The sequence below is a fragment of the Burkholderia guangdongensis genome (assembly GCF_013403875.1).
Classification (GTDB): Bacteria; Pseudomonadota; Gammaproteobacteria; order Burkholderiales; family Burkholderiaceae; genus Burkholderia; species Burkholderia guangdongensis.
In genome coordinates this window covers 34677-47776 of record NZ_JACBNX010000013.1, presented here as the reverse complement: position 1 = coordinate 47776, position 13100 = coordinate 34677, and the positions used below count along the sequence as shown (strand labels likewise).

General features: G+C 71.0%; 16 protein-coding genes. 5 read left to right on the top strand and 11 right to left on the bottom strand.

Annotation, left to right across the window (positions count from 1 at the left end):
- Positions 1-9: 9 nt before the first annotated feature.
- The 3 genes from HZI36_RS13905 to dnaQ all read left to right on the top strand — a co-directional run bounded on the left by HZI36_RS13905 (position 10) and on the right by dnaQ (position 2073).
- Positions 10-822, top strand: a complete 813-nt coding sequence (locus HZI36_RS13905; RefSeq protein WP_179403222.1) for a class I SAM-dependent methyltransferase — start codon at positions 10-12, stop codon at positions 820-822.
- The gene (gene rnhA, locus HZI36_RS13900; RefSeq protein WP_179403221.1) at positions 819-1268 is read left to right on the top strand and encodes a ribonuclease HI; all 450 of its coding nucleotides are present in this window, start codon (positions 819-821) and stop codon (positions 1266-1268) included. The genes HZI36_RS13905 and rnhA overlap by 4 nt, the downstream gene beginning before the upstream one ends.
- Before the next feature lie 73 nt (positions 1269-1341).
- On the top strand, positions 1342-2073 hold the full coding sequence (gene dnaQ / locus HZI36_RS13895; protein WP_179403220.1) for a DNA polymerase III subunit epsilon: 732 nt from the start codon (positions 1342-1344) through the stop codon (positions 2071-2073).
- Between the two features lie 99 nt (positions 2074-2172).
- On the opposite strand, the gene HZI36_RS13890 is transcribed toward dnaQ, so the two are convergent.
- The gene (locus tag HZI36_RS13890) at positions 2173-2505 is read right to left on the bottom strand and encodes a YnfA family protein (RefSeq protein ID WP_179403219.1); all 333 of its coding nucleotides are present in this window, start codon (positions 2503-2505) and stop codon (positions 2173-2175) included.
- Positions 2506-2982: 477 nt separating this feature from the next.
- Between HZI36_RS13890 and proP the strand changes: the two genes are divergently transcribed.
- Positions 2983-4467: a glycine betaine/L-proline transporter ProP gene (gene proP, locus HZI36_RS13885; protein WP_179403321.1), complete on the top strand. Its 1485-nt coding sequence runs from the start codon at positions 2983-2985 to the stop codon at positions 4465-4467.
- Positions 4468-4628: 161 nt separating this feature from the next.
- On the opposite strand, the gene HZI36_RS13880 is transcribed toward proP, so the two are convergent.
- Positions 4629-4820, bottom strand: a complete 192-nt coding sequence (locus HZI36_RS13880) for a hypothetical protein (RefSeq protein WP_179403218.1) — start codon at positions 4818-4820, stop codon at positions 4629-4631.
- Positions 4821-4947: 127 nt separating this feature from the next.
- The gene (locus HZI36_RS13875) at positions 4948-5580 is read right to left on the bottom strand and encodes a glutathione S-transferase family protein (RefSeq protein WP_179403320.1); all 633 of its coding nucleotides are present in this window, start codon (positions 5578-5580) and stop codon (positions 4948-4950) included.
- 194 nt (positions 5581-5774) lie between these two features.
- Between HZI36_RS13875 and phaZ the strand changes: the two genes are divergently transcribed.
- The gene (gene phaZ, locus HZI36_RS13870) at positions 5775-7085 is read left to right on the top strand and encodes a polyhydroxyalkanoate depolymerase (RefSeq protein WP_179403217.1); all 1311 of its coding nucleotides are present in this window, start codon (positions 5775-5777) and stop codon (positions 7083-7085) included.
- On the opposite strand, the gene HZI36_RS13865 is transcribed toward phaZ, so the two are convergent.
- The 8 genes from HZI36_RS13865 to mdcC all read right to left on the bottom strand — a co-directional run bounded on the left by HZI36_RS13865 (position 7018) and on the right by mdcC (position 13090).
- Positions 7018-7692 (bottom strand): phosphoribosyltransferase, encoded by a 675-nt coding sequence (locus HZI36_RS13865; protein WP_343050176.1) that lies wholly within the window; start codon positions 7690-7692, stop codon positions 7018-7020. The genes phaZ and HZI36_RS13865 overlap by 68 nt on opposite strands.
- 181 nt (positions 7693-7873) lie before the next feature.
- Positions 7874-8377 carry a phospholipase D-like domain-containing protein gene (locus tag HZI36_RS13860; RefSeq protein ID WP_179403215.1) on the bottom strand — a complete coding sequence of 168 codons (504 nt, stop codon included), beginning with the start codon at positions 8375-8377 and terminating at the stop codon, positions 7874-7876.
- 229 nt (positions 8378-8606) lie between these two features.
- Complete coding sequence (mdcH, locus tag HZI36_RS13855) at positions 8607-9539, bottom strand: malonate decarboxylase subunit epsilon (protein ID WP_179403214.1); 933 nt, start codon at positions 9537-9539, stop codon at positions 8607-8609.
- The gene (mdcB, locus tag HZI36_RS13850) at positions 9536-10498 is read right to left on the bottom strand and encodes a triphosphoribosyl-dephospho-CoA synthase MdcB (RefSeq protein ID WP_179403213.1); all 963 of its coding nucleotides are present in this window, start codon (positions 10496-10498) and stop codon (positions 9536-9538) included. The genes mdcH and mdcB overlap by 4 nt, the downstream gene beginning before the upstream one ends.
- A complete protein-coding gene (mdcG, locus tag HZI36_RS13845; protein ID WP_179403319.1) occupies positions 10495-11154 on the bottom strand; it encodes a malonate decarboxylase holo-[acyl-carrier-protein] synthase in 660 nt (219 codons plus the stop codon). Before mdcG ends, mdcB begins: the two co-directional genes overlap by 4 nt.
- The gene (gene mdcE, locus HZI36_RS13840; protein WP_179403212.1) at positions 11141-11848 is read right to left on the bottom strand and encodes a biotin-independent malonate decarboxylase subunit gamma; all 708 of its coding nucleotides are present in this window, start codon (positions 11846-11848) and stop codon (positions 11141-11143) included. The genes mdcG and mdcE overlap by 14 nt, the downstream gene beginning before the upstream one ends.
- Positions 11835-12776, bottom strand: a complete 942-nt coding sequence (locus tag HZI36_RS13835; RefSeq protein ID WP_179403211.1) for a biotin-independent malonate decarboxylase subunit beta — start codon at positions 12774-12776, stop codon at positions 11835-11837. Before HZI36_RS13835 ends, mdcE begins: the two co-directional genes overlap by 14 nt.
- On the bottom strand, positions 12773-13090 hold the full coding sequence (gene mdcC / locus HZI36_RS13830) for a malonate decarboxylase acyl carrier protein (RefSeq protein WP_179403210.1): 318 nt from the start codon (positions 13088-13090) through the stop codon (positions 12773-12775). The genes HZI36_RS13835 and mdcC overlap by 4 nt, the downstream gene beginning before the upstream one ends.
- Between the last annotated feature and the right edge of the window lie 10 nt (positions 13091-13100).

The window sequence follows — 13100 nt, the reverse complement described above, 5'->3', positions numbered from 1 at the left end:
ACAATCGATATGGCTGATCGTCCAATTATAGACTGGCCCGAATGGACCGACTCCCCGCCCGGGCGCTACGTGCTCGGCTGGGAGCAGGCGCAGCTCGATCGCTTCGTATCCGACGTGTTCGGTTTTCACGCGCTGCAGCTCGGCCTGCCGCAGCTCGACGCACTGCGCGAGAACCGGATGCCGTACCGCGGGCTCGTGCTCGATCCGGCCAGCGGCGCGAGCGCGCCGTACCAGTACCCGTGGGCGCGCGAAACGCCCGGCCCGGAGCATGCGCCGGCCGGGCGCAGCACGCTCTGGTGCGATCTGCTCGACCTGCCGTTCGAGTCGCAGAGCGTCGACCTGATCGTGATGCCGCACACGCTCGAGTTCACGTCCGACCCGCACCGGCTGCTGCGCGAGGCCGAGCGCGTGCTGATGCCCGAGGGCCAGCTCGTGATCACCGGCTTCAACTCGCTGAGCCTGTGGGGGATGCGCCAGTCGTTCGGCAAGATGGCGAACCGGCCGTTCGTGCCGTCCGCGCGCGACCAGATCGCGTTCATCCGGCTGAAGGACTGGATCAAGCTGCTCGGCTTCGATCTCGAGCGCGGCCGCTTCGGCTGCTATCGCCCGCCGCTCGCGACCGACAAGTGGCTCGCGCGCTGCGCATTCATGGAGGCCGCCGGCGACCGCTGGTGGCCGATCCTCGGCGCCGTTTACATGGTGACGGCCGTCAAGCGCGTGCGCGGCATGCGGCTCGTCGGCCAGATCAAGATGAAGAAGCCCGTGCTCGCGCCCGGCCTGACGCCGGCGGCTTCCCCGACCACCCACCAAGAATCCTCATGACGACCCACGATACGATCGACATCTACACCGACGGCGCCTGCAAGGGCAACCCCGGCCCCGGCGGCTGGGGCGCGCTCTTGCGCTACGGCGACACCGAGAAGGAGCTGTTCGGCGGCGAGCCGAACACGACCAACAACCGCATGGAGCTGATGGGCGTGATCGCCGCGCTCGACGCGCTGAAGCGCCCGTGCCGCATCGTCGTGCACACCGACTCGCAGTACGTGCAGAAGGGCATCACCGAGTGGATCCACGGCTGGAAGAAGAAAGGCTGGATCACCGCGTCGAAGACGCCCGTGAAGAACGCCGATCTGTGGAAGCGGCTCGATGCGCTCGTCGCGCAGCATCAGGTCGAATGGCGCTGGGTCAAGGGCCATGCGGGCCATCCGGGCAACGAGCGCGCGGATGCGCTCGCGAACCGCGGCGTCGAGTCGCTGTCGGCCGCCTGAGCGGCGCGGCCCTTTATTGGTTGTTTTATCGGCTGTTTTATCGGTTGTTCACGTTTTTCTCGTTTCATACGCCATGCGCCAGATCATTCTCGATACCGAAACCACCGGCCTCAACGCCCGCGCGGGCGACCGCATCATCGAAATCGGCTGCGTCGAGCTGCTGAACCGGCGGCTCACCGGCAACAACCTGCACCTGTACGTGAACCCCGAGCGCGACAGCGATCCGGGCGCACTCGCGGTGCACGGGCTCACGACCGAATTCCTGCGCGACAAGCCGAAATTCGCGGAGATCGCCGCGCAGCTTCGCGACTTCGTCGGCGACGCCGAGCTGATCATCCACAACGCGCCGTTCGACCTCGGCTTTCTCGACGCGGAATTCGACCGGCTCGGCCAGCCCCCGTTCGCCGGGCCCTGCGCGGGCGTGATCGACACGCTCGTGCAGGCCAAGCAGATGTTCCCCGGCAAGCGCAACTCGCTCGACGCGCTGTGCGACCGCTTCGGGATCAACAATGCGCACCGCACGCTGCACGGCGCACTGCTCGACTCGGAGCTGCTCGCCGAAGTCTATCTCGCGATGACGCGCGGCCAGGACAGCCTCGTGATCGACATGCTCGACGACGGCGCCGACGCGCAAGGCGCCGCGAACGGCCAGCGGATGTCGTTCGCGGCGCTCGACCTGCCGGTGCTCGCGGCGAGCGAAGACGAACTGGCCGCGCATCGCGCGCAGCTCGACGCGCTCGACAAGTCGGTCAAGGGCGCATGCGTGTGGCGGCAGACGGCCGCCGCGCCCGGCGACGACGCGTGACGTTGCGTGTCGGCACGTGTCGGTGCGTGTTGATGCGTGACAGTGCGTGTGTTGTGTGACGTTTTGACACAATCCGGCGCGGGTCACGCTTGACAGCGCTCAGCCGCGCGGCTGCAGCGCGATGACCGCCATCCCGGCGAGCGCGAGTGCGGCGCCCGCCGCATCCCAACGCGTCAGCGCGACACCGTCGACCGCGCGCAGCCACACGAGCGCGACCGCGATGTACATCCCGCCGTACGCCGCATACGTGCGCCCGGCGGCACTCGGATGCAGCGTCAGCAGCCACGCGAACAGCGCGAGCGACAGCGCGGCGGGCGCGAGCAGCCACGCGGAGCGCCCCGCCTTCAGCACGAGCCACGGCAGATAGCAGCCGACGATTTCCGCAAGCGCGGTGGCGGCGAACAGCGCCGCGATTTTCGCGAATCCGATCATTCCGAACAGGCCCTCCTTCGGCACCCATTTTGCGGGTGCCGGCGCCCGTTCGCACGCGCTCGACGATGCGCGCGACGCCCACCGGGCGGGCCTTCGGCGGCAATTTGCGCGATCGTCGCTCATCGTGCTATCATGTGAATCGTTTCAACACTCAATATCCATCATTTCGATTCCGCAGAATGTCCGCCCGCGCATGGCGTGCGCGGCACGTCGACCGGAATCGCTTCCACAGGAACGCAAGCCCGCCGGGCCTGTTTTCCTCGTTTCATCGCTCCATTGCGGAGTGCCCTGCCGCGTGCTTCACGCGGCGTTTTCTCATGAGCGTCATGTCGCGACGACCCACCGGGTCCGCCTTGCCGGGGCCGGTTTTGCAGTAAGCACTTAATGCCTTGCTTGCTGCATCGCTCGCGACATCGCGCTTGCCGGCAAACCGTGTCGGACGGGCCCCGCCCGTCTCGGCCGCAGTCCAAGGAGTCCCTGACCTTGACCGCTACACACGTCAGCCCAGCCGCTGTGTCCCCCTCCCCGTCCGCGTCGCAGCACGACGCGCCGTCCGCCGCCGACATCACCGTCGTCGATCAGAGCCTGCTGAAACGCGCGGTCAGCGCGATGGCGATCGGCAACGCGATGGAATGGTTCGATTTCGGCGTCTACAGCTACATCGCCGTGACGCTCGGCAAGGTGTTCTTCCCGTCGAGCAGCCCGTCCGCGCAACTGCTCGCGACGTTCGGCACGTTCGCGGCCGCGTTCGTCGTGCGTCCGCTCGGTGGCATGGTGTTCGGCCCGCTCGGCGACCGCATCGGCCGCCAGCGCGTGCTCGCCGCGACGATGATCATGATGGCCGTCGGCACGTTCGCGATCGGCCTGATCCCGAGCTACGCGTCGATCGGCATGCTCGCGCCGGTGCTGCTGCTCGTCGCGCGTCTCGTGCAGGGCTTCTCGACGGGCGGCGAGTACGGCGGCGCCGCGACCTTCATCGCGGAATTCTCGACCGACCGCCGCCGCGGCTTCATGGGCAGCTTCCTCGAATTCGGCACGCTCGTCGGCTACGTGCTCGGCGCGGGCGTCGTCGCGCTGCTGACCGCGTCGCTGCCGGAAGACGCGCTGCTGTCGTGGGGCTGGCGCGTGCCGTTCCTGATCGCGGGGCCGCTCGGCCTGATCGGGCTCTACATCCGGATGCGCCTCGAAGAAACGCCCGCATTCAAGCGCGAAGCCGACGCGCGCGAAGCGCAGGGCAACGCGATGCCGCGCGCGCGCTTTTACGACACGCTGCTCGCGAACTGGCGCGCGCTGCTGCTGTGCGTCGGTCTCGTGCTGATCTTCAACGTGACCGACTACATGGTGCTGTCGTACCTGCCGAGCTATCTGTCGTCGACACTGCACGTCGACGCGGCGCACGGCCTCGTGCTGGTTCTGCTCGTGATGGTGCTGATGATGCCGATGACGCTCGCCGCCGGCCGCCTGTCGGACTCGGTCGGCCGCAAGCCGGTGATGCTCGCGGGCTGCGTCGGCCTGCTGCTGCTCGCGATTCCCGCGATGAAGCTGATCGGCACCGGCGCGACGCTGCCGATGTTCGGCGGCCTGCTGATGCTCGGCACGCTGCTGTCATGCTTCACCGGCGTGATGCCGTCGGTGCTGCCGGCGCTGTTCCCGACCGGGATCCGCTACGGCGCGCTCGCGATCGGCTTCAACGTGTCGGTGTCGCTGTTCGGCGGCACGACGCCGCTCGTGACGGCCTGGCTCGTCGACACGACCGGCAACCCGCTGATGCCCGCGTACTATCTGATGGGCGCGGCCGTGATCGGCATCGTGTCGGTGCTCGCGCTCGCGGAGACCGCGCGCCGGCCGCTGAAGGGCTCCCCGCCCGCGGTCGCGACGCGCCGCGAAGCGCACCAGCTCGCGTGCGAACTCCGCGCCGACGACGGCGACGTCTATCGCGTCGCGACGACCGCGCGCGCTTGAACACGCGAGCGCAAGCCAGCTCAAGCAAACGCAAGCCACCGCAAGCCGCCGCAAGCCACCGCAGCCACCGCAAGCCACCGCAAAAACGACGCGCCCCGACCGAAGCCGGGGCGCGTCCCGAAATCCCGAAAACCCGGTCGGCACAGGCCGGCCGGGCTATTTCACGCATGCGCCATGCATGTCGTGCCGATCAGCGAGCGTGAATACGCCATCGCGGCCCGCACGACGCGCGCGGCGACGATCAGCCCGACCTGACCGAGGTTGAAATCGTGCGCGACCATCAGCTGCATCAGCATCACCAGCGGCAGCAGGAGCGACGGGTGGTACAGGCTCGATTCGATCCACGCTTTCATCGTCGTCTCCATCGCAAGTCGGTTACTGATGGAACGAATTCTAAGAACCCATCGCGCGCGGATAAACCTCGCAGATCCCAAATCACTTGTCAGCGGCGATGAACAATCGCCGCCGAGCCCGCCGCGACTAGTCGAGCGGCGTTTCGACGAACGCGGGCAGCGCCTCCGCGCGCGCCGAATGCGCGGCGAGCGCCGGATAGCGGGCCGGATCGATCCGCGCGAGATCCGCGTAGGTCGCGGCCATGAACTGCGTGAAGCGCCACGCGACGGCGACCGTCACGTCCGCCTGCGTCGGACGTTCGCCGCCGAGCAGCCAGCCCGGCACGCCGGCGATCCGCTTCTCGAGCTCGCCGTACGCGGCGCCGAGCTGGTCGAGCACGCGGTCGAGCCACGGCTGGTGACGTTTGTCCTCCGGGCGCAGTCCGTACTCGTAGACCACCTGCACCGTCTTCTCCATCGCCGCCAGCGCAAGCCCGATCAGCGCGAGCGCGCGCACCCGCGCATCGAGCGCCTCCGGCAGCAGGCGCGCATCGGGCGCGACGAGACGGTCGAGATAGTCGGCGATCAGCGACGAATCGATCAGCATCGTGCCGTCACCGGTGACGAGCGTCGGCGCCTTCACGACCGGATTGATCGCCTTCACCGCGTCGACGTGCCGGAACACCGACAGCTGTTCGTGTTCGAACGGCAGACCGAGCAGCTTCGCCGAGATGGCGACGCGCCGCACGAAAGGAGAATCCAGCATGCCAATCAGCTTCATCTCGCTTTTCATCGCGTTTTTCGTCACATTTCGCTCCGTTTTCGGGATGGGACCGACGACTCTAGCAGCGCCGGCCCCGCGTGCCTAGCGCATCGCCGCCGCATGCGCGGCGCCGCGCGTCAAATCACCGTCCCACAGCGCCGCCACAATGACCATAATGCAGACTTGTTCCGTCGTCTTCGCCAAGGATCGCCATGTGGTATGACCTCGTCGAGCAGCAGCGCCAGTGGCTGCGCGCGTGGCGTGCGGCGACACGGCACGCGTTCGACGCGTGGCCGGTCGCGACGCTGCCGCACGCCGCCTCGTCCTGCTACGCGGATCTGTTCGAACCCCTTCTCGGCCCGTCCGACGAGCCGCCGCCGTTTGCGATCGGGCCACTCGCGCGCGACGGCGGCTGCGATGCCATCCATGAAGAGATCGTCGCGCGCACGCCGTTCTGTCTGCTGCGCCGCTTCTCGCGCGCGCAAGCGCCGCCCGCGCTGCCCGCACCGCGAGCGGTGCTGCTGAGCGCGCCGCTCGCCGGCCACGCGGCGGTGATGATGCGCGAGACGATCGAGACCCTGCTCGCCGACGGCGACGTCTACGTGACCGACTGGACCAACGCGCGCGACGTGCCGCTCGACGCGGGGCGCTTCGGGCTCGACGAGTACGTGACGATGCTCGACGATTTCGTCGACGCGCTCGCGCGGGACGCACGGCCGCTGCATGTGGTCGCGGTCTGCCAGGCGACCGTGCCGGCGCTCGGCGCGCTGGCGCTGCGCGCGGCGCGCGGCGGCGCGCCGGCGGCGAGCGTCACGCTGATCGGCGGCCCGCTCGACGCGCGGCGCAATCCGAGCACGCTCGGGCTGGCGGCCGCGTCGCATTCGCTCGACTGGTGCCGCCGGCATCTGATCGACGTCGTGCCGGCCGACTTCGCGGGGCGCGGACGCGACGTGTTCCCGACCTATCTGCAGCAGGCGGAGATCGCGATCGTCTATCCGCAGCGCTATCTGACGCTGATCGACCTCTACGCGCAGGCCGCGACACGCGCCGACTCCGCCGCGCTCGCCGACGCCCGCCGCGCGATGCGCGAATACACGGCGCTGCTCGACATGCCCGCCGAGTATTTTCTCGACACGGTCGACATCGTGTTCCAGCGCGCGTGCCTCGCGAACGGCACGTGGCACGTACGGGGCGCGCGCGTCGAACCCGCCGCGCTGCGCGGCACCGCGCTGTTGACCGTCGAGGGCACGAGCGATGCGGTCACGGGCAGCGGGCAAACGCACGCCGCGCACGAGCTGTGCACGGGCCTCGCGGTACACGAGCGGCATCGGCTCGACATCGACGGCTGCGATCACTACGGGCTCTTCACCGGGCCGCGCTGGCGCGACGACGTGCATCCGGCGTTGCAGACGCTGTTTCTGGAAGCGGAAACCCGCACGGCCGCGACGCCGCGCGTCACGGCGCCGCCTCCGCGCGCGCGGCGTCGAGCAGCACGCGAACTTCCTCGTCGGTCGTCTGCGTGAAATCGGCGTAGAACTGGCTGATCCCGAAGAACGTCGGCGGATGCTCGACCGCGACGAACGCATCCACGAGATCGTCGAACCGGCGCGCGGCGCCGGCCGGCGCGACGGGCACCGCCGCGATCACGCGCGCCGGGCGGCGCGCGCGCAGCGTCTGTAGCGCAACGCGCATCGACGCGCCGGTCGCGATGCCGTCGTCGACGACGATCGCGGTGCACGCGTCGACCGGCACCGCCGGCCACGTGCCGCGGTACAGTGCGTCGCGCCGGTTCAACTCGATGGTTTCGCGCGCGATCACCGCGGCAAGCTGTGCGTCGGTCACCCCCATCGACTCGATCACGCCGCGCTGCAGATGGATCGCGCCGCCGCTCGCGATCGCGCCCATCGCGAGCTCCGGATCGAACGGCACGCCCAGTTTTCGCACGACGAGCACGTCGAGCGGCGCGCGCAGCGCACGCGCGACGGGATACGCGACCGGCACGCCGCCGCGCGGCAGCGCGAGCACGACGAGACTCCCGTTGCCCGCACTGCCCGCACTGCCCGCGTAGTCACGCAGCGCGTCGGCGAGCTGGCGGCCCGCGTCCGCGCGATCCGCGAAACGATTGAACACGATCCGCTCCTTGCGCCGGCCGGCGGCCGGCGGCCCTTCAGCGCGCCGATCGGCGCAAGCCCGGAGCCGCGACGCCGGCGACATCGCTTCAATGAGCATGGCTCATGCGATCCGCCAATTCAAGCGGTGACGCGCTCGCACTTTCGCGCGCCGGGGAATCAGGGAAGGAGAATGCGCGGCGTCAGAGCCGGTCGGCCTGCCAGTACAGCCGCCAGAAAGTCTGCCCGTAGGTTTGCGCGAGCTCCGGCGCACGATGGAATACGTTGACCATGCCGGTGCCGGGCTGCGTGTTGTCCGCGTCGGCCGCGAGCGCGACGCTGTCGTCGACGATCACGAAGCGCATGCCCGGCGCCGCGTCGCGCGCGCCGATCGCGACGTCGATGCCGCCGCTCGCCAGAGAGCGTGCGCCACGGCCCGGGCGCGTCGCGCGGTTCAGCACCACGCGCACGTCGACTCCGCGCGCATGCGCGGCGCGCAACGCGTCGGCGAGCGCCGGCGGCAGATGCGCATAACCGGCGACCAGCACGCGATGGCGCGCCTGGCGAATCAGGCCGGTGGCGGCATCGGTCGCTGCGTCGTCGCGGGACAGGTAGGTGCCGACCGTCGCGCTGTCGGGCGGCATCGGCACGGCGTGGGCGGATGCCGCGCAAACGAGCGCGGCGCAAAGGCAGGCGGCGGATTTCATGGCGGCGCCATTGTAGCGACGCCGCATGGCGTTGCAAGTACGCCCATCACAGTGGCGTATCGGCGCAACACGCGGCGCCGGCAGGCGGTTCGCGGGCGTCCGCTCGGGGCTCGATCGGTGTCGCCGGGGGGGCGGCTCGCGAGCCTCCGTTCAGGGCTCGATCGGTGTCGCCGGGGGGCGCCTAGCGAGCCTCCGTTCAGTGCTCGATACGTGCTCGCTTAGTGCTCGATCAGCGCCCGGTGACGCGCTCGAGCCAGCTCGCGACGCCGTCGAGCGAGCGAAAATCGGCGAGGCTGCGAGCCGGCAGCGCCGGATACGCGCCGGCCGCCATCTCCGCGAGCGCGCGGCCCGGCCCGAGCTCGAGAAACGCGGTCGCGCCCGCCTCGACGCAGCCCGCGAGACACGCGGCCCATTCGACCGGCTCGGCGATCTGGCGCGCGAGCTTGTCGAGTCCGTCGCGCGTGTCGAGCACCGCGCTGCCGTCGATCCCGCAGAACAGCCGCGTGCCCGGCAGCGCGCGCCGGATCGGCGCCGCGCCGAGTACGGCACGGAACGCCGGCACCGCGGACGCGAGTCGCCGCGTATGCGACGCGATCCGCACGCCGACCGGCGCGACGCGCTGCGCGCCCGCGCGCGCAGCGTCGGCCGCGATGGCCTCGACCGCGTCGCGGCGCCCCGCGATCACGAACGCGTCACCCGGATTCGCAATCGCGACGGCGGCGTCGCGGTCCGCGCACAGGCGCTCGACGTCGGCGCGCGCAAGCCCGCGAACGAACATCATGCCCTCGTCGCCGCCGCTCGCCGCGTCCATCGCGCGGGCGCGCGCATCGGCAAGATCGAGCGCATCGTGCGGATCGAACAGCCCCGCGATACTCCACGACGCGACCTCGCCGACGCTGTAGCCGGCGACGCAGCGCCGGCGCGGCAAAACCGGATCGAGCAGCGCGGCGGCCGCGAGCGCCTGCAGCGTGCAGAGCAGTTGCGCAGTGCGGTTCTCGCGCAGCGCGTCGGGATCGGCGTCGCGCACCCACGCGCGCGGATCGGCGCCGAGGTGCCGCGCCGCGTGCGCGAACAGCGCGTCGGTGCGCGAATCGGCGCCCGTCAGGTCGAACATGTCCGCGTGCTGGCCGCCCTGGCCCGAGCAGAGAATCGCGAGGGTCATCGCCGGGTCGCCTCAAGGAGGCTGTCGTCGCGCTCCACCGAATCGACGAACACGCTCATCGCGAGCAGGTCGGCCGCGCCGCCCGGACTCAGCCACCGCGCGACGAACGCGCGGTGCAGCGCCTGCGCACGCGCGCGCCAGTCCGGTGCGCGCACGCCGCCGCGCGCGATGAACGCGCGAGCCGACGCGCGCGCGAAATCGAGCCCGTCTTGCCCGCCGCGATGCAGCAGATTCGTGTCGTCGAGCGCGGCGATCAGCGCGAAGCACGCATCGACACGCGCGGCCTCCTGATCGTCGCCCATGTTGCCCACCTCGCGCGCCGCACGCCGCAGCGCCGGCAGCGCGATCCGGTAGACGCTCGGGAAGCCGTCGGCCGCCTCGCGCCGCGCGCCGCCGACGCCGTAGCGGCGCCGCGCGCATTCGCCGTGACTATCGGACGCGCGCGGGCCCGTCAGAATATCCGCGCCCCAGCGGTGCGCGACGAACGCGCCGAGCGTCGGCTCTACGGATGCGCCCGGCATCGCGCGCACGCCGCCGCCGAGCCGCCCCGCCGCCGCGCACAGCAGCCCGAGCCCGAAGATCGCGCCGCGATGCGTGTTCACGCCGCCCGTCGCCGCGAGCATCGCGTGCTCCGCGCGCACGCCGATCTTGCGCAGCGTCGCCATCTCCGCGTCGCGCGCGCCCGCATCGGCGAGCTCCGCGAAATACGGACGCAGCGCGGCCGCGCTGCGCGCGAACGTCGACGCGTCCATGTCGGTGTGGCTGCCGGTGTCGACCTGGCTGACGAGCCCCGGCTTCGGGTACGTATCGATCTCGAGCAGCAGGCTGCGCTCGGCAAGCGCCGCGATCCGCTCGGCCAGCGCCGTGTTCCGCTCGGCCAGCGCCGTGTTCCGTTGTACCGCGCACGGCGGCGCCCATTCCAACGCAAACCGCGACGCGCGCGACGCGGCCGCGCTCATCGCGCCGCTCCAAGAAAATCGTCCGCCGCGCACAGCTCGACGTCGGCCGCGGTCTTCACCGCGACCTCCGGCAGCCGCGCATGCAGCTCGCGCCAGTTCACGCCCGCACCGTCGTCGCGGACGAGCTCGCCGTCGACGCGCATCGGCGCGCGCGCGTCGATCGCCGCGACGCCTTCGAGCAGCACCGCGACGCATGTCGCGCGCGGCAACGGAAACAGCACGTCGAGATCGGACGTCGCGCTCAGGTAGGTCAGCCCCGTCAGCGCCTGCCACGCGAGGCTGCCGAACACGCGGCCCGGCGCGCCGCAGCGCTCGCCGAGCGCGTGCAGCTCGGCGAGCGTCGGCCGCCACGCGCTCGGCGCGACGTCGAGCGTCGCGTCGAGCGCGGGCGGCGGGCACGCGGACGCGAGCGCGTCCCGCGCGACCGTCACCGCGATCCGCCGCTTGCCCGCCGACGGCGGCAGCGGCAGCCCGAGCGGCACCGCCGCGTCGCCTGGCAGCGCGCGCCGCACGACGAGCGGCCAGCCGCGTTCCGCCCACGTGCGCACGAGCGGCTCGCCGGCGAGCGACGCGTCGCCCGCGAGCAGCGCGGCCCACCCGTGCGCGGTCAGCGTGACGAGTGTGTGCCGGCGCAGCGGCACGTCAGACGGCGGCACGCGCGAGTTCATACACGCGCTGCGCGACGTCGGCCGCGACCGGGCGGCCGCGCGCCGCGCGCCGGTCGACGCGGTCGGCCGGCTTGCCGAGCCATTCGGCGACCTGCGCGTCGAGCGGCCGTGCCGGATCGAGCACCGCGTCGACCGCGCCGACCTTCACGAGATTGTCGAGCCCCGGCGCGAACACGGCCGTCGTGCGCGCCTTCTCCTTCAGCACGTCGAGCGGCAGCTTCGTCACGCGCGACATCGACGGCAGATCCATCACCTCCGGCTCCGCGCCGGGCAGCGCGAGCAGCGTGCGCGTCGCGAGCGCGGTCGCGATGAACGCGCCCGCCGCGGTGTGGCCATACAGCAGCCCGATCGTCCGGTGGCCGGCAAGGTCCGCCTGCATCAGGCACTTCGCGAGATGCGACAGCCCTTCGTTCAGGCCGAGCAGCTCGTCGCGCTTGCTCATCCGCTGGCTGTCGCTGTCGACGAGCACGAGGATCGGCGCACCGTCGCCGCGCTCGATCGTATCGAGCACCTGCGACGCGAGCTTCACCGCTTCGTCGATGCCGAACGGCAGCCGGTCCGCGACGCCGATCACGTCGACGCGCGCGCCGTTCAACTCCGCGCGGCCCGTGAGCAGCCCGCCCGCGCGTTCGATCGCGTGGCCGTGCGGAAACAGCGAGGTCAATACTTCATCGAGCGTCATGCCGCGGCTCCTGGAGTTGGTCGGCGAGTTCGGCGAACGCATCGCCGGGCATGCCGGGAATGGCGTCGGGATCGGTTGCGCCGAGCGCGCGCCACACGTCGAGCCCGTCGCGGCAGTCGCCGAAACGCGCGAGACGCGCTTCGAGCCGCGTCTGCTCCGCGCGCAGCATCGCCGTGTCGAACGGCGACGCGTGCGCGATCAGGTCGATCGCGGCCGCGCGGAACGCGTCGGTCGTGTCCTCGACGAAGCGCTCGGCCGCGCCGATCAGCCGCCGATGCTTGCCGCCCATCGTGCGCCAGATCAGCGCACGATCCTTCGCGTCGAATTCCTCGACGCCGCGGTTCGTCTCGATCACCTCGGGCCCGGACACGCTGATGCGCCCCTGCTCCGACACCGCGAGCGCCGAGCAGCACGCGGCCAGCAGCCCGCCGCCGCCGTAGCAGCCCGCACGCCCGCCGATCAGCCCGACGACCGGCACGCCGGCCGCGCGCGCGTCGACGAGCGCGCGCATGATCTCGGCGATCGCGAGCTCGCCCGCGTTCGCCTCCTGCAGCCGCACGCCGCCGGTGTCGAACAGGATCAGCACCGGCGCCGAGCCGAGCTCGCGCGCGGCGCGCAGCAGGCCCGTCAGCTTCGCGCCGTGCACCTCGCCGAACGCGCCGCCCATGAAGCGGCCTTCCTGCGCGGCGACCAGCACCGGCTTGCCGTCGAGCGTGCCGTGCCCGACGATCATCCCGTCGTCGAATTGCTGCGGCAGATCGAACAGCGGCAGGTGCGGGCTCGTCACGCGCGCCTGCGGGCCGATGAATTCGTCGAAGCTGCCCGCGTCGAGCAGCCCGTCGATCCGCTGCCGCGCGGACGCCTCGTACCAGCTCGACGGATTCGCGACGAAGCCGGGAAAATGAAATTCGCGGGACACGTCGTTCATTGCCCGTCCCCCTCGATCGCGCGCACCGCCTGCGCGAGCCGCAGCGCCACCATGTCGGGCCGCGCGCCGCCGTCGTTGATCGACAGCTTCAGCCCGCCCGGCTGCCGCCGCTCGACGAAATCCGACACGACCGCCTGCCACACGTCGCCGAAGCCGACCGCCGCGGTGCGGATCTCGACTTCGCAGTCGGTGCCCGACAGCACGCGCTCGACGAGCACCTCGAGATTGCCGGACGCGACAACGCCGACGAGCGCCGCGTCGCGCTCGCCCTTCGCGCGCGCACGCGCGGTGTAGCGATAGTTCAACTGTTCCATTGTCGAATGC